The sequence below is a fragment of the Rhizobium sp. Leaf341 genome (assembly GCF_001424325.1).
In the GTDB taxonomy this organism is placed as follows: domain Bacteria; phylum Pseudomonadota; class Alphaproteobacteria; order Rhizobiales; family Rhizobiaceae; genus Ferranicluibacter.
The window spans coordinates 530,953-556,405 of sequence record NZ_LMPE01000003.1 but is presented as its reverse complement, the minus strand read 5'-3'; the positions used below and the strand labels follow the sequence as shown (position 1 = coordinate 556,405).

At 62.2% G+C, this 25,453-nt stretch carries 25 protein-coding genes; 24 read left to right on the top strand and 1 reads right to left on the bottom strand.

From position 1 onward, the window contains the following. The first annotated feature begins 194 nt into the window (after positions 1-194). The 23 genes from ASG03_RS04220 (at position 195) to folD (ending at position 22,432) form a co-directional block, all read left to right on the top strand. Positions 195-1,106 carry a flagellin N-terminal helical domain-containing protein gene (locus ASG03_RS04220; RefSeq protein ID WP_062470278.1) on the top strand — a complete coding sequence of 304 codons (912 nt, stop codon included), beginning with the start codon at positions 195-197 and terminating at the stop codon, positions 1,104-1,106. A gap of 298 nt (positions 1,107-1,404) precedes the next feature. Continuing rightward, positions 1,405-2,373 carry a flagellin N-terminal helical domain-containing protein gene (locus ASG03_RS04215; RefSeq protein ID WP_062470275.1) on the top strand — a complete coding sequence of 323 codons (969 nt, stop codon included), beginning with the start codon at positions 1,405-1,407 and terminating at the stop codon, positions 2,371-2,373. Between the two features lie 455 nt (positions 2,374-2,828). After that, positions 2,829-3,482, top strand: a complete 654-nt coding sequence (locus ASG03_RS04210; RefSeq protein WP_062470272.1) for a hypothetical protein — start codon at positions 2,829-2,831, stop codon at positions 3,480-3,482. Next, positions 3,479-4,675 (top strand): flagellar motor protein MotB, encoded by a 1,197-nt coding sequence (locus tag ASG03_RS04205; RefSeq protein WP_062470269.1) that lies wholly within the window; start codon positions 3,479-3,481, stop codon positions 4,673-4,675. The genes ASG03_RS04210 and ASG03_RS04205 overlap by 4 nt, the downstream gene beginning before the upstream one ends. Next, the gene (motC, locus tag ASG03_RS04200; protein WP_062470265.1) at positions 4,672-6,009 is read left to right on the top strand and encodes a chemotaxis protein MotC; all 1,338 of its coding nucleotides are present in this window, start codon (positions 4,672-4,674) and stop codon (positions 6,007-6,009) included. Before ASG03_RS04205 ends, motC begins: the two co-directional genes overlap by 4 nt. 1 nt (position 6,010) lies before the next feature. Beyond that, positions 6,011-7,798: a flagellar hook-length control protein FliK gene (locus ASG03_RS04195; RefSeq protein ID WP_062470262.1), complete on the top strand. Its 1,788-nt coding sequence runs from the start codon at positions 6,011-6,013 to the stop codon at positions 7,796-7,798. Continuing rightward, positions 7,716-8,336: a transglycosylase SLT domain-containing protein gene (locus ASG03_RS04190; protein ID WP_082475588.1), complete on the top strand. Its 621-nt coding sequence runs from the start codon at positions 7,716-7,718 to the stop codon at positions 8,334-8,336. Before ASG03_RS04195 ends, ASG03_RS04190 begins: the two co-directional genes overlap by 83 nt. A 293-nt stretch (positions 8,337-8,629) precedes the next feature. After that, complete coding sequence (gene rem, locus ASG03_RS04185; protein ID WP_062470258.1) at positions 8,630-9,301, top strand: transcriptional activator Rem; 672 nt, start codon at positions 8,630-8,632, stop codon at positions 9,299-9,301. Positions 9,302-9,532: 231 nt separating this feature from the next. Next, complete coding sequence (locus ASG03_RS04180; protein ID WP_062692412.1) at positions 9,533-10,735, top strand: flagellar hook protein FlgE; 1,203 nt, start codon at positions 9,533-9,535, stop codon at positions 10,733-10,735. Positions 10,736-10,758: 23 nt separating this feature from the next. Beyond that, complete coding sequence (gene flgK / locus ASG03_RS04175) at positions 10,759-12,225, top strand: flagellar hook-associated protein FlgK (RefSeq protein WP_062692410.1); 1,467 nt, start codon at positions 10,759-10,761, stop codon at positions 12,223-12,225. Between the two features lies 1 nt (position 12,226). Continuing rightward, positions 12,227-13,324 (top strand): flagellar hook-associated family protein, encoded by a 1,098-nt coding sequence (locus tag ASG03_RS04170; protein WP_062470249.1) that lies wholly within the window; start codon positions 12,227-12,229, stop codon positions 13,322-13,324. 36 nt (positions 13,325-13,360) lie between these two features. After that, the gene (flaF, locus tag ASG03_RS04165; protein ID WP_062470246.1) at positions 13,361-13,708 is read left to right on the top strand and encodes a flagellar biosynthesis regulator FlaF; all 348 of its coding nucleotides are present in this window, start codon (positions 13,361-13,363) and stop codon (positions 13,706-13,708) included. Then, complete coding sequence (flbT, locus tag ASG03_RS04160) at positions 13,705-14,154, top strand: flagellar biosynthesis repressor FlbT (RefSeq protein ID WP_062470241.1); 450 nt, start codon at positions 13,705-13,707, stop codon at positions 14,152-14,154. Before flaF ends, flbT begins: the two co-directional genes overlap by 4 nt. Next, positions 14,145-14,573 carry a flagellar hook assembly protein FlgD gene (gene flgD / locus ASG03_RS04155; RefSeq protein WP_062470238.1) on the top strand — a complete coding sequence of 143 codons (429 nt, stop codon included), beginning with the start codon at positions 14,145-14,147 and terminating at the stop codon, positions 14,571-14,573. Before flbT ends, flgD begins: the two co-directional genes overlap by 10 nt. 65 nt (positions 14,574-14,638) lie before the next feature. Next, positions 14,639-14,905, top strand: coding sequence for a flagellar biosynthesis protein FliQ (gene fliQ, locus ASG03_RS04150; RefSeq protein ID WP_062470235.1), 267 nt, complete (start codon positions 14,639-14,641; stop codon positions 14,903-14,905). 148 nt (positions 14,906-15,053) lie between these two features. Further along, positions 15,054-17,141: a flagellar biosynthesis protein FlhA gene (gene flhA, locus ASG03_RS04145; RefSeq protein ID WP_062472239.1), complete on the top strand. Its 2,088-nt coding sequence runs from the start codon at positions 15,054-15,056 to the stop codon at positions 17,139-17,141. After that, a complete protein-coding gene (gene fliR, locus ASG03_RS04140; RefSeq protein WP_062470233.1) occupies positions 17,138-17,890 on the top strand; it encodes a flagellar biosynthetic protein FliR in 753 nt (250 codons plus the stop codon). Before flhA ends, fliR begins: the two co-directional genes overlap by 4 nt. Positions 17,891-17,892: 2 nt before the next feature. Beyond that, complete coding sequence (locus tag ASG03_RS04135) at positions 17,893-18,309, top strand: hypothetical protein (RefSeq protein WP_062692408.1); 417 nt, start codon at positions 17,893-17,895, stop codon at positions 18,307-18,309. Between the two features lie 115 nt (positions 18,310-18,424). Continuing rightward, positions 18,425-19,000 (top strand): rod-binding protein, encoded by a 576-nt coding sequence (locus ASG03_RS04130; protein WP_062692406.1) that lies wholly within the window; start codon positions 18,425-18,427, stop codon positions 18,998-19,000. Between the two features lie 204 nt (positions 19,001-19,204). Then, positions 19,205-19,573 (top strand): hypothetical protein, encoded by a 369-nt coding sequence (locus ASG03_RS04125; protein WP_062470222.1) that lies wholly within the window; start codon positions 19,205-19,207, stop codon positions 19,571-19,573. Continuing rightward, on the top strand, positions 19,573-20,139 hold the full coding sequence (locus ASG03_RS04120; protein WP_062692404.1) for a hypothetical protein: 567 nt from the start codon (positions 19,573-19,575) through the stop codon (positions 20,137-20,139). Before ASG03_RS04125 ends, ASG03_RS04120 begins: the two co-directional genes overlap by 1 nt. Positions 20,140-20,512: 373 nt before the next feature. Further along, positions 20,513-21,337: a WecB/TagA/CpsF family glycosyltransferase gene (locus tag ASG03_RS04115; RefSeq protein WP_062472236.1), complete on the top strand. Its 825-nt coding sequence runs from the start codon at positions 20,513-20,515 to the stop codon at positions 21,335-21,337. Positions 21,338-21,532: 195 nt separating this feature from the next. Further along, positions 21,533-22,432: a bifunctional methylenetetrahydrofolate dehydrogenase/methenyltetrahydrofolate cyclohydrolase FolD gene (gene folD, locus ASG03_RS04110; RefSeq protein ID WP_062693035.1), complete on the top strand. Its 900-nt coding sequence runs from the start codon at positions 21,533-21,535 to the stop codon at positions 22,430-22,432. Between the two features lie 71 nt (positions 22,433-22,503). Here folD and ASG03_RS04105 read toward each other — a convergent pair whose 3' ends face one another. Next, positions 22,504-23,535, bottom strand: a complete 1,032-nt coding sequence (locus ASG03_RS04105) for a LacI family DNA-binding transcriptional regulator (RefSeq protein ID WP_062470215.1) — start codon at positions 23,533-23,535, stop codon at positions 22,504-22,506. A gap of 269 nt (positions 23,536-23,804) precedes the next feature. Here ASG03_RS04105 and ASG03_RS04100 point away from each other — a divergent pair, with 269 nt between their 5' ends. Further along, positions 23,805-25,163, top strand: a complete 1,359-nt coding sequence (locus ASG03_RS04100) for an ABC transporter substrate-binding protein (protein WP_062472227.1) — start codon at positions 23,805-23,807, stop codon at positions 25,161-25,163. The last annotated feature ends 290 nt before the right edge of the window (positions 25,164-25,453 follow it).

The window sequence follows — 25,453 nt, the reverse complement described above, 5'->3', positions numbered from 1 at the left end:
GGCCTTTTTTCGTTCGTTCCAAAATGTTTGACGGCCTTAGCTGTTCTTTAACTCTGATGGTGTTTTCTATGGTTATCGAGACAGCGGGTTAACCAAGAGAATTAACACGTTAGCAGGCATGAAGCTGGCCGCTGTCTCCCGGTAAGGGCCGGAATGTCCCTTCCATTTTTCCTGTTCAAGAGGGGCAGATTACGATGACGAGCATTCTGACGAATTCTTCCGCAATGGCGGCACTCTCCACGTTGCGCCAGATCGGTGCCGACATGGAAACCACCCAGGGCCGCGTGTCCTCGGGCCTCAAGGTCGGCGTCGCCGCAGATAATGCCGCCTACTGGTCGATCGCAACGACCATGAAGTCGGACAACAAGGCGCTCGGCACGGTCCAGGACGCCCTCGGCCTCGGCGCTGCCAAGACCGACGTCGCCTACACCGCTATGGACTCCTCGATCAAGGTCGTTGACGAAATCAAGGCAAAGCTGGTTGCCGCCAGCGAGCCGGGTGTCGACAAGGGCAAGGTTCAGAAGGAAATCGACGAACTCCAGAACCAGTTGGTCTCGATTGCCAAGTCGGCTTCTTTCTCGGGCGAAAACTGGGTTCAGGGTACGGTTGGTGCCCCGAAGAACATCGTCGGCGGCTTCAACCGCGATTCCTCGAACGCCGTCAGCCTGACGACGCTGGATTTCGATACGACGAAGAGCATGCTGATCGAAGTTGACGTAAGCGGCAATCCCGCAACAGGCGGTACCGCTGGAAAGCTGACCACGGATCTGGCTGGCCTGACCAACATGAGCGTTCTGACCCTGGATATCTCCGCCATGACGCCCGCACTGCTTTCCGCCGCTATTTCGGGCGTCGATGGCGTTCTGCAGACCATGACCGACGCCGGTGCCGACCTCGGTGCCCTCAACAAGCGCATCGACATGCAGGCTGACTTTGTCAAGGATCTCAGCTCGTCCTTCGAAAAGGGCATCGGCCGCCTGGTGGATGCCGACATGAACGAGGAATCGACCCGCCTCAAGGCTCTGCAGACGCAGCAGCAGCTGGGCGTCCAGTCGCTCTCGATCGCCAACTCCAACTCCGAAAACATCCTGTCGCTCTTCCGTTAAGAGCGTCTGGAACAAGCGGCAGGACACACGCTGCCGCCACGGAAAAGGCCGTCTCGCAAGAGGCGGTCTTTTTTTGTTCGGCATTGCCAATTAAATCATTGATAAGACTGATTTATATTTGTTCATAAAGATTGACGGGCAAGTGCGGCTTTTAAATCTTTGTTAACCATAACACGATTAAATCATCCTTAAGACGAAGCGCTGCCGATCGGGTAAATCGGGCAGGTGCATGACGCTCCTTCGTCGTCGGTGGCCAACGGCCGCATGCTTTCGATCTTCCAAAAAAGGGTGAACCCCAATGACCAGCATCATGACCAACGGCGCAGCGATGGCTGCGCTGCAGACGCTTCGCACGATCAATACCGCCATGGAAGAAACGCAGGCGCGCGTCTCCTCGGGCTACCGCGTGGAAACGGCGTCCGACAACGCCGCTTACTGGTCGATCGCCACGACCATGCGGTCCGACAACATGGCACTTTCCACGGTCCAGGACGCGCTCGGGCTGGGCGCCGCCAAGGTCGACACGTCCTATTCCGCCATGGACTCCTCGATCCAGGTCATCACGGAGATCCAGTCCAAGCTGGTTGCCGCCAGCGAGCCGGGCGTCGACAAGTCCAAGATCAACAAGGAACTGACCGAGCTGAAGAACCAGCTCGCCGCCGCGGCACAGTCGGCCTCCTTCTCCGGCGAGAACTGGCTCTACAACTCAGGCGCGCCCGCTGTCGGCGTCAAGTCGATCGTCGGATCCTTCAACCGCTCGTCGGACGGGTCCGTTTCCGTGACGACGCTGGATTATGATACGTCGACCTCGATCATGATCGACCTTCAGAACCCGGCGCGTGGCCAGCTGACCAAGGACATCACGGTTGCTCAGCCCGATGGGGCAGGCGGCACCACTCCGGTCGATTACCATCTGATCAATGCACAGGGCGGCACGAATGCATCCGGCGCAGTGATCGAGCTCTCGCAGGCGACGACGCCGCAGCAGATCGCCGGCATGCTGTCCGCCGTGAACACAATCCTGTCCAGCCTGACGGATGCGGCCTCCACGCTCGGCGCCATCACCAAGCGCATCGATCTCCAGGAAGGCTTCGTCGCCAATCTGATCGACGTGATCGACAAGGGCGTCGGCCGCCTTGTGGATGCCGACATGAACGAGGAATCGACCCGCCTCAAGGCGCTGCAGACGCAGCAGCAGCTCGGCGTTCAGTCGCTCTCCATCGCCAACACCAATTCCGAAAACATCCTGCGTCTCTTCCAGCAGTAAGTCGAGACAAGCCTCGTACCTGCCATCGGCAGGGGCGGGGCCGTCATTCGCCGGAGCCGCGGTCATCGGCTTCGGTGGATCGGTTGGACCGCGTTATTGCCCGAACGCGGTCCAACACCCTTCAACCCTCGCACAAGTTTGACCCGCTAGTCTCTTCTCGCAGCCCCGTCTCCGGCGCGCGCCTTTTTCTTGGGCGCTCCCTCGGACAGAAGATCCCGCAGATCGCGGGACGGGTCGCCGGTGCATTCTGTCCTTGCACTGCCGCTTGCAGCCTTCCGGATATCGTTCCGCCTGTCTGCTCAACGAGATGTCCGGGCTCCGCCAGAATGGCACGGGCCCAGAAGGAGACGGTCGGACGTGCCCATGACCCGTTGTTTCGGCCCCGAAAGCCTGTTGTCCCCCGCCCGCAAACCGCTGGTCCTCGATGCGAGACGCGCGATGCCGGAGACGCAACGATGACGGCCCCGCTTTCCCGATATCTCAAGGATTTCAGCACGCCGAAGGTGGACCTGACGCGCGTGCCCAAGACCTATTTTCCGGAGATCGAAGAGCCGATCTCGCGGGACACGCGCCCTCTGGTCAAGGCACCCCCGGAGCCGGTCATCGATATCGAGGCGGAACGGCAGAGCGCCTATGGACGCGGCCGCGAGCATGCCGAAATGGAGATGCGCGCCCGCCATCAGGCCGAGATCGCCGCCCTGCGCGCCGAGCATGAGGCCGAGTGCGAAGCCATCCGCGAGCGGCTGGAAAACCAGGCCGCCGCCATGATCCATCAACGCTTCAGCGAAATCGGCTCTCTGCTTGCCGGCATGATCTGCGAGCAGACCGCCCAGGTTCTTGCGCCGATCCTGCAGGAAACATTGGCCGACAAGGCCGTGGAATCGCTCGCCGCCGCCATCCGCCATTCCATCGATGGCGAAGCCGTGAAGATCACGGTGCGCGGGCCGGCCCGGATGTTCGAGGCGCTCGAGACGCGCCTCTCGGGCACGGAGGTGACCTTCCGGCATGTCGAGACCGACGACATCGACCTCTCCGCCGAATTCGGCGATTCGATCCTGATGACCCGGCTGTCGGCCTGGGCTGACACCGTGCGGAAAGTGATAGCATGAGCGAGAGCAACAGCCATCACGGCAAGAACGAAATCATCATCATCAAGCGGCACGCGGCCGCGCATGGCGGTCATCACGGCGGCGCCTGGAAGATTGCCTATGCCGACTTCATGACCGCCATGATGGCCTTCTTTCTGGTCATGTGGCTCATCAACGCATCCAACCCGAAGACGAAGGCCGCCATTGCCTCCTATTTCAACCCGGTCCAGCTGACGCAGCAGGAACCGTCGGAAAAGGGCGTCAAGCAGCCGGCCAAGGACGCCAAGGGCGAAGAAACGCAGGCGCGGTCCCAGGTCGATGGCAGCCAGCCGAAAAGCGGCGGGTCGGCGAAATCCGGAGAGGACGAGTCTGCGACCTCCGGCGAGGAAACGAAGTATTCCGACGCCGACTTCTTCGAGAATCCCTATTCCGTCCTCTCCGAAATCGCCAACGAGGTCGGACGCGAAGCCAATATCAGCTCCAAGGGCGATGGCGGGGCCTCCACCTCGGGGCCGTCCACCGGCGCCTCCGGCGGCGAAGCCTATCGTGACCCGTTCGATCCGGATTTCTGGGCCAAGCAGGTCGAGCTGGAAAAGGTGAGCAAGGCGGGGTCGACGACCGGCGACAAGTCCGGCAACGGCGCGGCAGAGAATGTCGGAGACGGCAAGAGCGAGGCCAAGGGCGATGCCAAGGTCGCCGCAAACGACCCGGCGACGCCGAACCCCGCGCCCTCTGTGGCCGAAACCAAGGCGGCGACCGAACTCAAACAGGCGATCGAGAAGGAAATCGGGGGCGCAGCCGGCAAGCTTGCCGAAGGTCTTCTGGTAACGCCGACGGAGGGTGGCCTGCTCGTCTCGATCAGCGAGCAGAGCGATACCCCGATGTTCGGCCTCGGCTCCGCCGTTCCACAGCGCGAGACCGTTCTCGCCATGGAAAAGATCGGCAAGCTGCTCTCGGCCCGCCCCGGCGCGATCGCCATCCGCGGTCATACCGACGGGCGGCAGTACAAGTCCGGCGGCTATGACAATTGGCGCCTTTCGTCCGATCGGGCGCAGAGCGCCTATTACATGCTGATCCATGGCGGCCTTGCCGAAGACCGCGTCAGCCAGATCAGCGGCTTTGCCGATCGCCGCCTGCAGGTTCCCAACGATCCGAATGCCGCTGCCAACCGGCGCATCGAGATTCTCATCCAGACAAACCAGGCCGAGCCATGATCAAGGCCCTCCGTTCCCTCGCCATCGGCGCGTGCGCATCGGTCGCCTGGCTGGCGCTGCTGTCGCACGCCCAGGCAGCCGGGGAGAAGGATGAAAATCTTCCGCCCTACAAGATGATCCGCTCGCTCCAGCACGTGCAGGACAGCATCGTCCATGGCGATCTGTCGTCTGCCGACATGCAGCAGTTCATGCTGGGGGCCATCGACAAGCGGCTGATGGCCGCCGATCGCAGTGTCTTTGCCGATCCGCGCAATGTCGATGCGGCCTTGATCTATGCGATGAGCGGCGGCAATCCGAAGACGCTCGCCTATCTCGCCAGCCGCGACATCGACGGCAATTTCGACAACCGCATCACGGACTCTCTTGGCCACTATCTGAACGGCAAGGGCGGTCTGATCGTGGAAACGCTGTCGAAGACGATCGAGGAATACAAGAACGCGCCGATCGGCCCCTACCTCTTCCTGGTCTATGGCAATGCGGTCGCCCAGCAGGATCCGCGCAAGGCCGTGAAGGCATACGACTGGGCCCGTCTGGTCGCGCCGGGCACGAATATCGAGGAGGCCGCGCTCCGGCGGTCGCTGACGATCACCACGCATGCGGGCAAGGTCGACGAGGCATTGCGCTATTCGCTCGCCTATACGCGTCGGTTCATGACATCGCCCTATGCGGGGCAGTTCGCCGATACGTTCGTGGAGCTTGCGGTGGCGAGCTACGGCGATGCGACACGCGACAGGATCGAGGAGATCCTGTCCTTCATGGACAAGCCCCGCCAGCGCGAGGTCTTCCTGCGTCTCGCGCGCAACGCCGCGATTGCAGGGCTGAAGCCCTTGACGAAACTCGCGTCCGAGCGGGCCGCCGCACTGTCAGCACCGGGGGATGCCGAGCCCAACGCCCTCGCGAGCTTCTACTCGAACCTCGTGGATGTCCCGACGACCGGCATTCTCGAGGCCGTCAAGGACATCGAGTCCATTCCCGATGTCGAACTCTCGGCGCGCGACCGCAGCCTGAGGGAAGCCGCGCAGGCGGTCGCGCGGGAGGTCCTGCGTGCGCCTGTTGCGCCCGTGGAAACGCCGGTCGCCAGTTCAGCACAAGCTCACACTGATACACAACCCTTACAGACATTGTCTCCCGAAGCCCTTTCGGGATCCGGCAGCAAGGACAGCCCTTTCGCAGCGCCTGCGGCACCAGCCCCATCGCAGATGGCGGAAAAGCCGGCGGCTGAGACGGCCGCAGCCTCGGAAGCCGCGGCTGCCGACCCGGCGCTGGCGACATTTCTGACGAGCGGAAAGAACAAGCTGGGCGAGATCGACGCTCTGCTTCGGGAGGATAAGTAGGATGAATTCGCTTGATGAAGCGCTGCCGGCAGCCAGGACGGCCCGTGCCAGCGTTTCCACCGTCAAGAACCGGCACGACGATGCCGAAGGTGGCGCCGCTTTTCGCAAGACATTTGCCGATCTGAAGCATGGGCGGGAGGCCGAGGCAGCAACGGACGCGCCTAGCACTCAGGCCGCCGATCCGCTGGAGAGATCCGAGCCCGTGACATCGGCCGAAAACACCGGGATCCGGAAAGAGCCGCGCGCAGGAGCGTCGACCGCAGCGGCCGATGAGAAAAGTGCCCACACCGCTCTCGGAACCGCGCCCGGGTCGCCGGCGAGGCTCTCGGCAACGGCCACGCTGTCCGCCACGCTGGCCCTGAAGGCGATCAAGGCCGACGGCGGTGCGAAGGCAGGCGTCGAGCCCTTGAGCGGTGGCAAGACCGCGGCGGAGCTTGCAGCGCGCGCAAGCGGCCAGATCGTTCTTGAAGGCGTCCCCGAGGGATCACCAGCGGCGGATCCCGCCGCAAGCGTGGATAGCTTGCAGGCGACGCACGCGACCACGCGAGACGGGTCAGCAGCTTCCCATGCCATGCCGTCGATCGCGGTCGATGAGACCCTCCGCCCGTCGAGGTTCCAGCTGCCGGCCGCGGCGCTGTCGGCGGTCCGAGCCGCGGAGGCAAAGTCCGGCGGAATGCCGTCGACCGGGGCCGCGTTGACGGCCACATCGTCGGAAGAGGATGTCGATGCGCCCGCGGCCGTCGATGCGCGGATGCTTCACGAGGCAAAGGTGCAGGGCGCAGAGGAGCGCCCCCTGAAAGAGACGCAACCCGACGCAACGGACCCGGCCGCGATTGCCGCGGCTGCGGCACCGTCGCCGGATGCCGATCTTCGCAGCCTGATGGCCATTCTCGGTCCGGTAAAGGCAGCCACCGCCCAGGATGCACCTGCTCGAGACGAACCCGTGGCCGCCGAGACCGGGACGCGGAGCGCGAAGCTTGCGGGCACCCGGACCAATCTGCCGATGCCGGCCACGGACGCGCCGCCATCGGGCATGCCGACGTCGACCGAAGGCACCGACCAGGTGTTCCGCTTCGCGCGTGCAGATGGCAAGGTCGTGCCGATGACGCTTCGACCGGACGCGGAGCGGACATTGCCCGCAGCGGCGGGCGAGCAGGCCGCTTCCAAGGCTGAGACCGTGACCGTGCTGGACGCCCGGCGCTATCTCGGCATCGCCCCGACGCTCGGCAATGCGCTGCCCATGACGGCGAATGCCCAGGCCGTGGCCGCGGCCATCACCGGCAATGGTGACGCGACGCAGTCGCTGCAAGCCAATACAGGCCTTTCGGGAGCCCAGGGCGGGACCGGCAAGGTCGTGAACACCCTCAAGATCCAGATGCATCCGATCGACCTTGGCCTCGTCACCGCGACGCTGCGGCTTCGCGACGACGAGCTGCAGATCGATCTCCGTGTCCGGACCGGCGAGGCCTACCGCCAGCTGAGCGACGATCAGGACGCGATGATCAAGGCGCTCCGCGCGCAGGGCTTCCAGGTCGATCAGGTCAACGTGATCTTCACGGGCTCCGACAGCGCAGGCGGAAATGACGGCTCCTCCCAGCCGCAAGGCAATCAGCAGCAGCCGTCGCACAACGGACGGGACACCCAGAGCGGCCTTGCGGCCGGCAATGGCGGAGAAGGCCGAAATGGCGCAGGACAGCGGAATGCGGATGACGGGCGGACGAGACAGGATACCCTTCGCGAAGCGTCTGCGACGGCTCAGCCTGGCTCTTCTGACGAGCTTTACTTCTAGCGCTCCGATCTCGGCGGACGCCGCCCCTGGATCCAGTGTCGGGTCGGGTTCGGGCTTGTGCGAGAGACAGATCATCGCCGCAGCGGCCAGATACGGCATCCCCGAGGGCATTCTCTACTCGGTGGGGCTGACCGAGACGGGCCGCAAGGGATCGCTGCAGCCCTATGCCATGAACATCGACGGCAAGGCGGTCTTTGCGTCGAGCGCGGCCGAGGTCCTGCAGCGGTTCGAAGCCGCAAGGGCGGAGGGAGCAAGGCTGATCGACCTCGGCTGCATGCAGATCAATTATCGGTTCCACGGGGAGAATTTCGCGTCGCCCGAGGCCATGCTCGACCCGCGTGCAAACGTCGAATATGCAGCCCGCTTCCTAGCAAACCTGCATGCGCGACACGAGACCTGGACCATGGCCGTCGCCCGGTACCATGCCGGGCCCAACAACGATCCGGCACAGAAGCAATATGTCTGTCGGGTAATCGCCAATCTGGTTGCGACAGGCTACGGAAACTGGACCCCGAACGCCGCGTCCTTTTGTCAATAAGACGCCGACCACGACAACCTATGCGATTTCAAATCCCTCACTTCTTGCAGTAGCTGGGCGAAAATTTTTTGACGGAATTGCGGCGCGTGCAATGGGCTTCATTAACACGCGTTAACCTTTCCACAGGATTTATAGATGCCGTATCGAAATGAACCACTACATATTGATCAAATCGGCTCAAGACCCCGCAGCTAGTACCATTTCTACCCACCAAAACCCTCTAATTGTGACGAGGCGCCACGATTCGTACCAATGACGTATTGGAAAACACCATACTGATTCGGAGCGGACGAATGATCGTAGTGGTTGATGAACGTGAACTTGTAAAAGACGGGTATACTTCTCTCTTCGGACGGGAAGGCGTACCCTCCACTGGGTTTGATCCCAAGGAATTCGGCGACTGGGTTTCCACCGCCGCCGACAGCGATATCGACGCTGTCGAAGCCTTCCTGATCGGTCAGGGCGAACGGGCGATGACCCTTCCCCGAGCCATCCGCGATCGTTCCACGGCACCGGTCATCGCCATCAGCGACACCCCGTCGCTGGAAGCCACGCTCGCTTTCTTCGACTGCGGTGTCGACGATGTCGTGCGCAAGCCGGTCCATCCGCGTGAAATTCTGGCCCGTGCTGCTGCGATCCGCCGCCGCCTGAAGTCCCTCTCGAACTACACCGATATCGGTGCGATCCGCGTCTTCTCCGACGGCCGCGATCCCGAAATCGAAGGCGACACCTTCGCCCTGCCGCGCCGCGAGCGTCGCATCCTGGAATATCTGGTCGCAAACCGCGGCCGTCGCGTCTCCAAGTCGCAGATCTTCAACGCGATCTATGGCATCTTCGACGAGGACGTCGAAGAGAACGTTGTGGAAAGCCACATCAGCAAGCTGCGCAAGAAGCTGCGCAAGAAGCTCGGCTTCGATCCGATCGATAGCAAGCGCTTCCTGGGTTACTGCATCGACTGGAGCTGAGCCTCCACCGTCTGCCCCGGTTTCCAATGGGAGCCATGGGGTCTTTCGAAAGCGAACGACGAGGGTTCGCAATCGGGAGACGCCATGGCTCCCTTTCCGTTTCAAGCTCTTGGTTTCATTAAAAGAAAGTAGACGCAATCTGTCGCTCGACCGCCCGGGCGGACAGCCTGAACAGGTTCACGCAAGGCTTGCTTCCTAGTGTCTGCAGGACGAACGAAACGAGGATCGGACATGAGTCTCTACGGAATGATGCGGACCGGCGGATCCGGCATGAACGCCCAGGCCAACCGCTTGAGCACCGTCGCGGAGAACATCGCGAATGCCAGCACCACCGGCTACAAGCGCAGCTCGACGGAATTCTCCTCGCTGATCCTGCCGACCACCGGTGGCAGCTACAATTCGGGCGGCGTGGAGACGAAGATCCGTCGCAGCATCGACGATGAGGGCGCAACGACCTCCACGACCTCCGGCTCCGACCTGCGCATCAAGGGCGAAGGTTTCTTCGTCGTTTCCGATGCTGCTGGTAAGTCCTTCATGACCCGCGCCGGCGCCTTCACCAAGGACGACAAGGGCAATCTGGTCAATGCGGCCGGCTACAACCTTCAGGGCTATGCCTACGAGAACGGCAAAGCGCCGACCGCCGTTGCGAACGGTTTCGGCGGCCTGACGAACATCAATCTCCAGGCAGGCGGCCTCGTGGCCACGGGGACGACGAAGGTCGCTTTCGGCGCCAACCTCGACATGCGGACGGTCGACAATGCTCCCGCAGCGCAGACCTCCATCCAGGTCTTCGACACGCAGGGCAACACGCGGCTCCTCGACATCGCCTATACCAAGACGGCCACCAACACGTGGCGCGCCGATGTGACGGACCGCGCCAGCGGCACGCAGATCGGAACGGCGGCCATGACGTTCGATGACAAGGGCACGCTGACCTCGACGCCGCTGACGCTGACGACGACGTCGCTGCCCGTTGCGGGCGCCACGCTGGAATCGATCGAGATCGACATGTCCAACACGACGCAGCTCGGCGCCGCCTTCACGCCGGTGCCCGGGACGAAGAACGGCAATGCGCCGAGCGCCGTCGCCGGCTTCGAGATCGACGACGAAGGCATCGTCTACGTCCGATACGCCAACAATGACCTGGATCCGCGCTACCGCCTCGCGCTCGCATCGGTCCAGAGCATCAACAATCTCGAGCCGCAGGCCGGCAACGTCTATCTGGCGGGTTCCGCGTCCGGCGAAGTGTCGCTCGGCTATGCGGGAACGGGCCAGTTCGGCGGGATCCAGACCAACGCTCTCGAAAGCTCCAACGTCGATATCGCCGACGAACTGACGTCGATGATCGAATCCCAGCGCAGCTACACCGCCAATTCCAAGGTGTTCCAGACAGGTGCAGACCTTCTGGACGTCCTGGTCAACCTCAAGCGCTGATCTAGAAAAGGACGGACTCCGTCATGTCTCTCGCTTCCGCCATCACCACGGCTCAGACGATCTTCAGCAATACGGGCAAGCAGACGGCCGTCGTATCGCAGAACATCGCGAATGTCGGCAATGCCGACTACGCGCGTCGTCTCGCCATGATGGGTGTAGACACCGACGGCCAGCCCTTCCTCAAGGTGCAGCGAGCCCAGAACGAGGCGCTGTTCAAGCAGAACATTGCCAGCATCTCGGACAATTCGGGTCAGTCGAGACTGCTCTACGGCCTGCAGCAGATTCAGTCTGCCTTCGGCGGCGCGGATTATCCGACCGCGCCGGCGACCTACATGACCTCCTTCCGCAGCAGCCTTCAGACGCTTGCCGCGTCTCCGAGCAGCATCACCATTGCCAGATCCGCCGTTTCGGAAGCACGGGACGTTGCAAACTCCCTGAACTCCGCATCGAGGGTGATCGAAGAGGTCAAGGCGACAACGGACAAGGAAATCAGCGAGCAGGTCGGCCAGCTCAACGACTACCTGGCGGCTTTCGAAAAGACCAACAATGCCGTCGTCTCTCTGATCGCGAACGGCAAGGATGCGGGCGACGCGCTCGACAAGCGGGACTCGCTCCTGAAGTCGATCGCCGACATCGTCGGGATCTCGACCACCACCCGCGCCAGCATGGATACCGTCATCTACACGAGCGACGGGAGCGTGCTGTTTGAAACATCGGCACGGAAGGTGGAACTTGTCGGCAAGGACGGCAGCGGGTCTCCGCCGTTTCACGTCGAGGTCGACAATGAAGAGCTGAAGCCCGGCAAGGGCGGAAACACGACGGCGCAGGGCAGTCTGGCGGCTCTGTTCCAGCTTCGCGACGATGTCGCGCCGATGATGCAGAATCAGCTCGACGAAATCGCGCGCGGACTGATCGTCGCCTTCCGCGAAACCGACCAGACAATCGCCGTGGAGAACCGCGAACCCGGATTGCCGGGACTTTTCCTCGACGGCGACAGCACCGACATGCCGGCATCGGGAAAGATCTCGACCGGGCTCGCCGGACGCATCAAGCTCAACGCGGCGATCGAAAACAATCCGATGCTGTTGCGCGACGGCGGGTTCAACAACACGTCGACCTCGACGAACTACACCTACAATACGGCGAATGTCGCGGCCTATACCGGTCGCCTCAACGGCCTTATCGAGGAAATGGGAAAACCGCAGGCCTTCGACGCGACCGCCGATATCGGTAGCACCGCAACGCTCATGTCGTATTCCTCGAGCTCGATCGGCTGGATCGAGCAGCTGCGCAAGGCGGCAACCTCGGCCGACGAGACCAAGAGCGCCATGCTGGCCCAGACCTCGCAGACACTCAGCAACGAGACCGGTGTCAGTCTCGACGAGGAGCTGTCGCTCATGCTCGACCTCGAGCAGTCCTACAAGGCGTCGGCAAAGCTGATGACCACCGTGGACGAAATGCTCAAATCCCTGCTGGACATGGTGAGATAAGATGAAGACGTCATTCATTTCCAACCTGGCGGTTCAAAACGCCATGCGGCTCAGCGTCCAGCGCGGCCAGCAGGACGTCGTGAAGCTTCAGCAGGAGGCAACGACCGGCATCCACGCCGATCCCGGCGCATCGCTCGGTTCCAGTGCTTCGCGTCTGGTCAGCCTCAAGGATGAGCTGCAGCGTCTGACCAACATCAAGGATACCAATGCTCTCGTGACCCAGCGCCTGTCGACGTCCCAGTTGGCCGTCGAATCCATGCGCAAGGCCGGCGAGGAAATGAACACGACCCTGGTCGGCGCCATGGGCGTGGAAGACATGTCCCGCCTCGGCAACACGAAGACGGCGGTCGTCTCGACATTCAATGCATTCTTCGTTGCGGCGAACTCCCAGTCGAACGGCGAGTACCTCCTGTCGGGTATCAATTCCGACGCCCGTCCGCTGACCCCCTATGCCGAGAACGCGGCAGCCCAGCAGACCTTCAAGGACGCGTTCGAGAGCTACAAGCTGGAAAACAACGGCAATCCGGCCAACAATCCGGTTGCGACCCTCAAGGATCTGACGGGCGCGCAGATGCAGGACTTCATCGATCGCAAGATCGTGCCTCTCTATGTCGGCGACACCAGTGCCGGCGAAAAGGCCGTTCCCGATCAGTGGCGGACGGACTGGTCGAAGGCATCGGACAACAACGTCCAGAGCCGCATTTCCGGCTCCGAGGTCGTGTCCTCGAACACCAATGCCAACGAGGCCGGCGTGCGCAAGATGGTGCTCGCCTCCGTCCTCGCCTCCGAGCTCATCGCGGCGGACCTGACGAGCGAAGCCCGCCTGGTCGCCAACCAGAAGGCACAGAACTACACCCAGCAGGCCATCTCCGGCATGATCAGCATGGGCAGCGATCTGGGCACCTCCGAGGGGCGCGTCACCAAGGCCAACACGCTGCTGGACTCGCAGACGAAGCTGCTCACCACGCACGTCAGCGATCTCGAAGGGGTCGACCCCTATGAGGCCACCACGCGGATGAAGGCCCTGATGACGCAGATCGAGACGTCCTACACACTCACGTCGCGGATGCAGCAGCTGAGCTTGATCAATTTCCTCTGATGCGAAGAGGCTTAGACAAACATGAGGGATGTCTGAATGTATCAGTTTTCGTATGCCGAGATCATGGAGGACGGCGTTGTCGACTCCAAGGATCGTGAGCGACAGGTCCTCGACCGTTCGATAGCGCTGCTCGCATCTGCTGCCCGGCAGAAGGGATACTCGCGGGAGGCGATCGAGGCGGTCTATTACACGCGGCGTCTCTGGATCCGTTTCATCGAGGACCTGCGCGCACCCGACAACCAGCTGGACGAGTCGCTGCGCGCCAACCTCATCTCCATCGCCATCTGGATTTTGAGCGAGACCGAGAAGATCCGCAAACGCGAATCCTCGAACTTCCAGGGCATCATCGACATCACAACCATCATCAGGGATGGACTGAAATGAAAAGCACACTGCGCATCTCGCTGAAGTCGGGCGAACGGATCTTTGTGAATGGCGCCGTTCTGCGGGTCGATCGCAAGGTTGCCGTCGAGTTTCTGAACGATGTCACCTTTCTGCTCGAAAACCACGTCCTCCAGCCGGAGGATGCGACCACCCCGCTGCGTCAGCTCTATTTCATCGCCCAGATGATCCTGATCAATCCGGAAGGCGCCGAGCAGTCGACGATCATGTTCCGCAAGTCGATCGTCATGCTGCTCAACTGCTTCAAGAACGACGAGATCCTGTCGGAGCTGAAGCGCATCGACGCTCTCGTCATGCAGGGACGCGCCTTCGACGCCCTGAAGGCGATCCGTGGCCTCTATCCGATCGAGGACAAGATCCTCAACGCACAGGAGATGGCACCCGCCATGATCGAACATATCCGCAAGGAGATCGCACCATGGCGTTAGGCAGTCTGATTGGCGCGACAGCCGCCCCGAGCCCGACCAGCACCCCGAATACGACGGCCAAGGATGCAGCCAGTGCGTCCAGCAAGGCCAATCTCAACTATGACAGCTTTCTGAAACTGCTCGTTGCCCAGATGAAGAATCAGGATCCGACGCAGCCGATGGACAGCACGCAGCAGATCGCCCAGCTGGCGACCTTCTCGCAGGTCGAGCAGACCATCCAGACCAACACCAATCTGGAAAGCCTGCTGCAGCGCACCTCGCTCTCGGAAGCCAATGCCGTCATCGGCAAGACGGTGACGAGCGCGGACGGCAAGACGACCGGCGTCGTCAAGGAGGTCACGCTCTATTCCGACGGAATCGTGGCGCTCCTCGAAAACGGAAGCAAGCTTGCCATCGGTCCCGGCGTTTCGGTAAAGTAAACGTCTCGGCAAGCAGCCGTGTCGGGCGGACATCGCCCGATTCTCCGTCGCGAAGTGATGTTGCAATGAATGAGGCCGACGCTCTCGACATGGTTCAGACGGCGATGTGGACGGTGATCGTGGCGTCTGGCCCGCCCGTCCTCGCCGCGATGATCGTCGGCCTCGTTGTCGCCCTCATCCAGGCACTGACGCAGGTGCAGGAAATGACGCTGACCTTCGTTCCGAAGATCCTCGCGGTTCTCGTGACCGTCGCGATCGCCGCGCCGTTTATCGGCTCGCAGGTCTCGATCTTCACCGATATCGTCTTTTCGCGCATTCAGACCGGATTCTGATCGGTTTCAGGGCCTGCACGCTGCCGTCGCGCAGCGGCGCGGTCCGATCGCGAGCCATCCCCACGCAAGCTTGAGCGCCTAGAACGGTCGTCATATGGGGCGACAGGTATGAATGTCGCCCGCCTCTCATGACGAGACGGACATTCCGATGGCACAACCTCCTGCAATTGTCATTCCCAAGATCGCCCCGAAAGGGCGCGATATCGGCTTCGCGCTTGGTATCGTTTCGATCCTGTCGATCCTTTTCCTGCCGATCCCGCCCTTCCTGATCGACATGGGCCTGGCCTTCTCCATCGCCTTCTCCATTCTCATCCTGATGGTGTCGCTCTGGATCCAGCGGCCGCTCGATTTCTCGTCCTTTCCGGTCATCCTGCTGATCTCCACCATGATCCGCCTCGCGCTCAACATCGCGACGACCCGCGTGATCCTGTCGCATGGGCACCAGGGGCACGATGCTGCGGGCAGCGTCATCGCGGGCTTTGCGAGCCTGGTGATGTCCGGCGATTTCGTCATCGGTCTGATCGTCTTCCTGATCCTGATCACGGTAAACTTCATCGTCATCACCAAGGGCGCCACGCGTATCGCGGAAGTCGGCGCCCGCTTCACCCTCGATGCCATTCCGGGCAAGCAGATGTCGATCGATGCCGATCTGTCCGCCGGCCTGATCAACGAGAAGGAGGCGCAGCATCGCCGGCGCGAGCTCGAAGAGGAAAGCTCGTTCTTCGGCTCCATGGACGGTGCGTCGAAGTTCGTGCGCGGCGATGCGGTCGCCGGCCTCCTCATCACCGGCATCAATGTGTTCGGCGGCATCATCATTGGCTATTTCCGCCACGGCATGTCGATCGGCGAAGCAGCCGACGTGTTCGTCAAGCTCTCCGTCGGCGACGGTCTCGTGTCGCAGATTCCGGCCCTGATCGTCTCTCTGGCGGCAGGCCTTCTCGTCTCGCGCGGCGGCACATCCGGCTCGACCGACCAGGCAGTCGTCGGCCAGCTCAGCAACTACCCCCGCGCGCTGATGGTCGCGGCCGGCCTGCTGGCCATGCTGGCCATCATTCCGGGTCTGCCCTTCATTCCCTTCGCCACGCTTGCCGTCGGCATGGCCGCCATGGCCTACATCATCCCGCGCCGGGCCGCAGCCGCCAGCCAGCTGAAGCGCGAGCAGGATCTGCAGACGGCAGCGCAGGTGAAGGACAGCGAGAAGGACAGCGTCAAGTCTGTTCTCAAGACCGCGGAAATCGAGCTGCTGCTCGGCAAGCAGGTCTCCACGCGCCTGCTTGGCGCCCACCAGGAGCTCGCCTTCCGCGTCGGCAAGATGCGCCGCAAGTTCGCCAGCCAGTACGGGCTCATCGTCCCCGAGATCAAGGTGTCCGACGATATCGCCGTGCCCGACAAGGCCTATCATATCCGCGTGCACGGAACGACGATCGCGTCGAACACGGTGCGCGTCGGGGAGGTCATCGTGGTCACCGGCGGCGGCCGTCGCCCGACCGTTCCGGGCGACGACATCCGGGAACCCGCCTTCGGCATGCCTGCCGTGTCGATCCTGGAAACCTTTACCGAAGACCTGAAACGCGAGGGCTTCCACCCGATCGACAACGTTTCCGTCGTTCTGACGCATCTGTCGGAAGTCATTCGCAACAACCTGCCACAACTGCTCTCCTACAAGGACGTCAAGATCCTCATCGAGCGTCTCGACCCGGAATACCGCAAGCTCGCCGACGAGATCTGCACCTCGCACATGTCCTATTCGGGCCTGCAGGCCGTGCTGAAGCTGCTGCTGGCCGAGCGGGTCTCCATCCGCAACCTGCACCTGATCCTGGAAGCGGTGGCCGAGCTCGCTCCGCATGTGCGCAAGACCGAGCACATCGTCGAACATGTCCGCGTCCGCATGTCGCAGCAGCTCTGCGGCGATCTGTCCGACAACGGCACGCTACGCGTCCTGCGTCTCGGCAACAAGTGGGACATGGTGTTCCATCAGGCGCTCAAGCGGGATGCGAAGGGCGATATCGTCGAGTTCGATATCGATCCGCGCCATCTCGAAGAGTTCAGCGAAGAGGCGACGCGCGTCATCCGCGAGCATCTCGACCGCGGCATGCCGTTCGTGCTGGTATCTTCGCCCGAATCCCGCTCTTATGTGCGCATGATCATCGAACGCTTGTTTGCCACGCTGCCGGTCCTCAGCCATGTCGAGCTTGCAAAGGGGCTCGAGATCAAGATCATCGGCTCCATTTCATGATAACGGACCCGGAGGGCACGGTGCTCGCGCTGTTTGCGGCGTTTTGCCGGATCGGCGCCTGCATCATGGTCATGCCGGGTTTTTCCTCGGCACGGGTCTCCGTGCAGATCCGCCTGTTTACAGCCGTCGCGATCTCCATGGCGATCCTGCCGATCATGTGGGACGACATCTACCCGCAGATCTCCGGCAAGGGGCATACCTACATCTACATCATCACCACCGAAGTCGTCATCGGCAGCGTGATCGGCCTGATCGCCCGCTATTATGCGCTGGGCCTCCAGTTCGTCGGCTCCGTGCTCACGATGATGATCGGCTTCACGGCGCCGCCCGCGAGCGACGTTCTCGAAGACACCGCGGAAAACCAGGTGACGAACCTGATCTCGTTCGGCGGGCTCATGGTGCTCTTCATGCTGGATTTCCATCATGTGATCTTCGAGTCCATCTTCGACAGCTACAAGGCCATGCCGCTCGGTGTCGGATTTGATCCGCAGGGCATCCTGATCACGATGACGAATGCGCTGGAAATGACCTTCATGATCATGCTGCGCCTGTCGAGCCCGTTCATCATCTACGGCCTGCTCTTCAACGTCGCGCTGGGCATGGTCAACAAGCTGGCGCCGCAGATGCCGCTTTACTTCATTTCGGCGCCCTATCTCATCATGGGCGGCATGTTCCTGCTTTATCTCGGCATTGCCGCCATGCTGCGACTGTTTGCCGATGGGTTTGCCGTCGTCATGCAGGGGATATAGCCATGGCCGAGAACCGTTCCGACAAGCTGAGACGTCTCGTTGCCGTCCAGCGTCATCTCGAGCAGATGGCGGAGAACGAACTTTCCGAAACCGCGCGACAGCGTCGGGAACTGGCGACCACGATCGATGTCGTGGCAGACGCCATGGGCTCGGCCAAGCCGCTTCATGCCATGTTCTCGGGCCATTACGCCTCGCAGCTCGGCCGGCTGGCGCAGAAGGACCAGATGCTCGAGGGCATCCAGCAGGTGCACGAGGCGCGCGTGCTGAAAGAGCGGGCAAAAGGCGACAGGCTGGCCGAGCACATGAAGGACGCCCGCGCCCTCGAAGAGCGGGCCGCGGCAGACGATGCGATCTACGATCTGATCGACCAGCACGTCATGCTGGGCGCGCCAGCTTCCGGTAAGCTTGACCCCTCATAGTGTCCCGGTCGGCTGGGCGCGGCTTTCACCGCCCGTTCAACCCCCGATACGGATTTTCATGGCCGGTTTTCGCACCTTCCAGAGGGGCGGGCGGCGTGACGAAGGAAGCAACCGGATGGCCATTTCTCCTCCGACCGATCTGGTGATGGATGTCCTGCGCGCGGCGGATCCGACGCAGGTCAAGGAAGCACAGGCGCGTTTGCAGTCCAGCCGGGCCGCGTTCCGCGCCTCGAGCCTTGCGGAAACCGGCAACGGCTTTGCCAACACGGTTGCGGTTCTCAACCAGAGCCCGGCCGGTTCGGGCCTTGGCAACATCGACAATCGCGCCGAGCCGAAGAAGGTGCCGGAAACCTACCGGAAATTCGAAGCGATGGTGCTCCAGAATTTCGTCAAGTCGATGATGCCGAGCAACAGCGAGGACGTTTACGGCAAGGGGACGGCCGGCGACATCTGGAAGAGCATGATGGCCGAGCAGATCGGCAACGTCATGGCAAAGGGCAACGGGGTCGGGATCGCCGCCAGCATGGTGGCCGATGGCGCCGGCGGCACGAGCATGACCAACCGCGTCAGCGCGCAACTCGACGGCAACAGCGCCAACATGGCCCAGAGCATGGTGCAGGAATACCAGCGCAAGGCGCTGGATGGCTTCCGGGCAAGCGAAGCTCTGTCGACGACGGATGGCAAGGACTGACTGGACGCCTGGCCCGATAGGGGCGGGTGTCGCAAACCGGGGGCGGGCATCATGACATGCACCGGCGCCGGGCGAGGTTTGTGGTCCGCACGCGACGGCAAGGGGCTGGCCCCGGGCGTCGAGACGCGCGGACAATCAGGAATGCAGGCGGCACGGTGAGCGGCGACGTTCAACCGGACGCCGTGCCAAGACGGGAGACGTTTTATGGAAATTCAAGCTTCGGGCGACGTGCGGATCCGCAGTATTCTGGGTCGGCTCGAGATGATCCTCGACAATGAGAACGCCCGTATCGGCGTCGATCCGACCTTCGACCTCAAGGCTTCCAACCTGCGCAAGAGCCGGTGCCTCTACGAGCTGACGATGCTCAGCCGCAAGGAAACGCCGGCCGACGCGACACCGTCCTATGTGTCGCAGGCAAAGCATATCCGCAACAAGCTTGCGGCCAATTCCGAGAAGGTCGAGGCCCATCTCGATGCGTGCCGTTCCGTGGTCGAGCTTCTGAAGGCTGCGGCGCAGGATGCGGATGCCGACGGCATCTACTCCGAGGAACAGTTCCGTTACGGCGCGATGTAATGCTCAAGCTTCTCCTCACCGGCGTCTGGGTCGCGGGCATTACACTCGGATCGGTCTATCTCTCGATGCGTCACGCTTCCGCACCGGTGGAATCCAGTGAGGAGCAGGCGCGACTGGCCGTCCAGGAATATCTCCCGGGCGAGATGATCACGGTTCCCGTGCTGCGCAACGGCGGCGTTCAGGGCTACTTCCTGACAAAGCTTTCCTTTGCTGTCGACAAGACGAAGGTGAAGACCTTGCAGGTGCCCTTCAAGGAGACCGTCACCAACGCGCTGTTCGATATCCTGGTCGGCAAGCAGCTGATCAATGTCGAGGACAAGAACTCCTTCGATCTCGCGAACTTCAAGTCCGCCGTGAAGACGGGCCTGAACGAGCAGATGAAGAACGAGGTCGTCTTCGAGGTCCTGGTCGAACAGCTCGAATATCTTTCCAAAACGGACGTGGCGCGCGTGGCCAACCCCGAGGGCCGCAAGCAGCCGGAGCCCGTGGCGATCGTCGATCGCAACGGCGATACCGCGCACGACGTCATTCCGGGCGCCGCCGAAAAGATAGCGGCCGGCCACTGAGGACGTAAAATTCAAGGGGGCTCTGCTATTCTCAACAGAGTTCCTGACCGAGAGGGTGACGAAAGAGTTAATCGTTCTTTCACGAGCGTCACCATGCTGCATTTTCAGGTTGTGGAAAGCGGGATTCATCTAGAAATTTCGTAAGCAAAATCTTAATCCGCAAAAATGCTTTTGATAGAATGGTTTAAACGCGATTTCAGACCGCGTTGCTATGGTGCCGGTCATTGATCCGAGGATCGTGACCGCACAGGCACCGGGAAATGTTCGCGTTCGCTCCGTTAACGTCGCACAAAGCGGCGGCGTATGGAGGCCGTAACAGGCGAATGAGGGACGATGCCGTGCGTGCGTGATGCTCCTGATGGAGGATTGCCGCATGAAATATTTTCCGCCTGTTTCGCTTCAGCCGTCCCAACGCGATATTCTCGACCTTGCTGTCTGCGATTTCGGATGGGAGGAAGCCTTCACCTTCGTGGACGAAGTCGCGTCGCTGCCGATCGGACAGACGATCATCTCTTTTCTGAATGCCAATAATGCGAACTACATGATGACGGATCCGGACTACCGCGCGATCCTCGACCGCCACGTCGTGTTCCCCGACGGGCACGGCATCGACATCGCCTCCAAGATCTTTCACGGCAAGCCCTTTCCCGCCAATCTGAACGGCACTGATTTCGTCCCGGCGATGCTGACCTATATGCGGACGCCGCGACGCGTCGCCATGGTCGGTGCGCGATCCGACGTGCTGCAACGGGCAGCCGAGAATTTCGCGAGACACACGCCCTGGCACACCTTTCTTCCGGTTTCGGACGGCTATTTCGACGCGTCGGAGTCGGATGCCGTGATGGCGAAGGTGCGCGAGGCAAAGCCGGACATCCTGCTGATCGCCATGGGCACCCCGCGCCAGGAAAAGTGGATCGACCGCCACGTCGGCCCGGGGCATGCCCGTCTCGTGCTGGGTGTAGGGGCCCTGTTCGACTTCGTCGCCGGCGAAGTGCCGCGCGCGCCTGAATCCATCCGCCGCATGCGGCTGGAATGGCTCTATCGCATGACGATCGAGCCGCAGCGGCTGTGGAAGCGTTACGTCATCGGCATCCCTGTCTTCCTGCGGTTCATCCTCTGGCGGAAATTTGCCGGGCCGCAGATCGTGCGGTCCGAGCCGGTGCGCTCCGAGCCGGTGCGTCGGCTCACATCGCTGTAGGGCGCGTCTTCGCGCCCGCTCCGGGAAACGCGCGCGCCTTCGCTAAAAAAGCGGTGCACCGGAGCGCGATCTTCCCAGGAGGCCCGAGCACGACCTTGAAATCCTCGCGAAGAACGGCTTAGGACGCATTGAGGCGATCAACCGGCGTTTCCGCGCTGTATATCCCTCAGCACGAACCATATGCGCGAGGGACTGATGAGCACCGTTATCGATGGAAAGACCGTAGCCGCCTCCGTTCTCGACCGGGTCAAGACCGCGGCGCGCGCGTTGGAAGAAAGCCGTGGCATCAAGACAGGCCTTGCCGTCGTCATCGTCGGCAACGATCCGGCAAGCCACACCTATGTCTCTTCGAAAAGCCGCATGGCCAAGGAGTGCGGCTTTGTCTCGGTTCAGCACACGCTGCCGGAAGAGACGCGCCAGGACGATCTCGCGGCCATCGTCGATCGCCTCAATGCCGATCCGTCGATCCACGGCATTCTCGTGCAGCTGCCGCTTCCGGGGCACTTCGACGCCGACGCCATCATCCAGTCGATCAGGCCGGAAAAGGACGTGGATGGATTGAACGTCGTCAATGCCGGCAAGCTTGCAACGGGCGACGTGAAGGGCGGTCTCGTGTCCTGCACGCCGGCAGGGGCCATGGTGTTCGTGCGGCAGACCCACGGAGACGATCTCTCGGGCCTGAACGCGGTCGTCATCGGCCGCTCGAACCTGTTCGGCAAGCCCATGGCGGCACTGCTGCTGGCTGCCAACGCAACCGTGACCGTCGCGCACTCCCGCACGAAGGATCTGCCGTCCGTCTGCCGCAATGCCGATATCCTCGTTGCTGCGGTCGGGCGTCCGGAAATGGTCAAGGCTGATTGGGTCAAGCCGGGCGCGACTGTCATCGACGTCGGCATCAATCGCATTGCGGCACCCGAGCGCGGGGAGGGCAAGACCCGTCTCGTCGGCGACGTCGCCTTCGCCGAATGCAAGGATGTCGCCGCGACCATCACGCCGGTCCCGGGCGGCGTTGGCCCGATGACCATCGCCATGCTGATGGCCAATACCGTCATCGCCGCCCACCGCGCGGCAGGCGTTGTCGCGCCGACGTTCTGACGCCTCGATAAGAACGCGCCGGAGATCCGAAGTTCGAGCCAACCCGACCCGACCCGACCCGACGAGAGATCTTAGCGGCGTGGCGCAGGCTTGGTCGAATCGCGCAGGATCAGCTCCGCCTGCCAGACTTCGCGCTCCAGCGCGTCCGCCGGATTGAGCACATGGGTGATCAGACGCTCGGCAATGCGCGCGCCGGCTGCCCGGAGCGACGATTGCGTCGTGGTCAGCGGAACGTTGAAATGTTCCGGCTTGAGAAGCGGCAGCACGTCGTCATGCGCGATCAGCGAGACGTCGTCGCCGACCTTCAGCCCGGCGCGGGTCAGCGCCCTGACGACGCCCAGCGCCATCACCGTGCTCGAGCAGAGAATGGCCGTCGGCGGGCGTGCATCGGCCAGGAACGCGGTCGTTGCCCGAAACCCATATTCATCCGTCATGAAATCATGGGCGATCAGGACGTCGTCGGTTTCCAGGCCGGCTTCCGTGAGAGCGGCGAGCATGCCGGCCTTCCGGCGCATGGCGAAGGTCAGATGCTCCTGCCCGTTGATCAGCGCGATGCGGCGATGCCCGAGCGCGATCAGCAGCTGCGTCGCCTCGTAGAACGCACCTTCGTTATCGATGTCGAGAAAGGGATAATCGTCGCCCTGGCCGATGGCCCGACCATGCACAAGGTAGGGGATGGGCAGCGACCGCAGCATGTCGATCCTCGGATCGTCCCGGCGGACAGAGGCGATGAACAGGGCGTCGACATTGCCGCTGGCCGCCAGTCGGCGAAAGGTCGTCTCTTCGTCTTCCGGGGCGCTCGGATTGATCACGAAGTGAAAATCGTGGCGAACCGAGGCCTCGCCGAGACCGGTCAGGAAGGCGCTGAAGTGAACGTCGGCGTCGATATCGGGCGCGACCGTCATCACGAGCCCGATCGAGGCCGCACGCCCGGTCGCAAGCCTCTGCGCAGCCCGGTTTGGCCGATATCCGGTGTCATGAACGGCCTTCAACACGCGCTCGCGCGTTTCCGCATTGACCTCGGGATAGCCGTTCAGCGCCCGGCTGACCGTCGTCTGCGACAGGCCGAGCATCTCCGCAAGCTGCCTGAGATTGACGACCATCCTCCAACTCCCACCAAAGCGCTTTGATACCGTCTCAAAGCGGTGTGATCGCTCAGTATCATCAAAGACTTGTCGGTGCAAAAGAGTTTGCGGATGCGGCATTGCAAACCTTTGCTGCACCGCGAATGAACAACTTACGATGGACGGCGGCGCAAAATCCCTTGACTTGCAGCCTCGACCAATGGTTTCTTACGCTTCTCAAAGCGCTTTGAAAGCAGGTGTCGATGAAAGATACCAGCAAGGTGCCGCGGATTTTCGGGAGGAATCACGTGAAGACAACATTGATCCTGGGCGCAGCTGCGCTTGCTCTGATCGCAGGAACGGCCTCGGCCGCAGACTTGAAGTTCAAGCCGGGCGACGACGCCAAGTTCAACTGGAAAAGCTACGAGGACTTCAAGTCCGGACATGATCTCAAGGGGCAGTCGCTGACCATCTTCGGTCCGTGGCGTGGCGAAGACCAGGTCCTATTCGAAAGCGTGCTCGACTATTTCCGCGAGGTCACCGGGGCCGACGTGAAATATTCGTCCTCCGAGAACTACGAGCAGCAGATCGTCATCGACACGCAGGCCGGTTCGCCGCCGGACGTGGCGATCCTGCCCCAGCCGGGCCTCATCGCCGATCTCGCCTCCAAGGGCTATCTGACGCCGCTCAGCGAGGGCACGGACAAGTGGCTGCTCGACAACTATGCGGCCGGCCAGTCCTGGGTGGATCTGTCCACCTATGCCGGCAAGGACGGCAAGAAGGCGCTCTACGCGTTCCCCTACAAGATCGACGTCAAGTCGCTGGTCTGGTACGTGCCCGAGAACTTCGAGGATGCGGGTTATGAAGTGCCCAAGACCATGGAAGAGCTGAAGGCGCTGACGGACAAGATCGTCGCCGACGGCGGCACGCCCTGGTGCATCGGCCTCGGTTCGGGCGGCGCAACCGGCTGGCCGGCCACCGACTGGGTGGAAGACATGATGCTGCGCACGCAGCCGGCCGACACCTACGACAAGTGGGTCACCAACGCCATTCCGTTCACCGATCCGGCCGTCGTGGGCGCGATCGACGAGTTCGGCTTCTTCGCCAAGAATCCGAAATATGTCGATGGCGGGACGCAGGCGGTCTCGTCGACGGACTTCCGCGACAGCCCGAAGGGTCTCTTTGCCTCGCCGCCCAAGTGCTATCTGCATCATCAGGCCTCCTTCATCCCGTCCTTCTTCCCGGAAGGCACGAAGGTCGGCGAGGATGCGGACTTCTTCTACATGCCGCCCTACGCCAGCAAGCCGGATCTCGGCAACCCGGTTCTCGGTGCCGGCACGCTCGCCATGATCACCAAGGACACCCCGGCATCGCGCGCCTTCCTCGACTTCCTGAAGACGCCGATCGCCCATGAAGTCTGGATGGCCCAGTCGAGCTTCCTGACCCCCTACAAGGGCGTCAATCTGGACACCTATGCCAATCCGCCGATGAAGAAGCAGGGGGACATTCTCCTCAATGCGACCACCTTCCGCTTTGACGGCTCCGACCTGATGCCCGGCAAGATCGGTGCAGGTGCCTTCTGGACCGGCATGATCGACTATGTCGGCGGCAAGCCGGCAGCCGACGTGGCGGCCGACATCCAGAAGTCGTGGGATAGCATCAAGTAAGCACCGTTTCGGGGCGGCCGCCACGCGGTCGTCCCGAAACCGTCTACCGGAACACCCCCTGCGTCCTGCCGCTGCCGGCACCGTGCCTTCAGGCATGACCGCCGCGCGATCGGCGATCGTGTCTGCGGATGGGATGCGCTGCGGGTGTCCATGACCGCAAGGCGATGCCGGCCGAAAGGCTGCGATCGCAGCGCGGGCATGCGGCGATCTCGGATCCAGGCGGTTCGAGGCCGAACTTGAGCAGAACGGAGCGTTCCAGCGGAACCGCGGCACATCGTGTCCGATGCAAA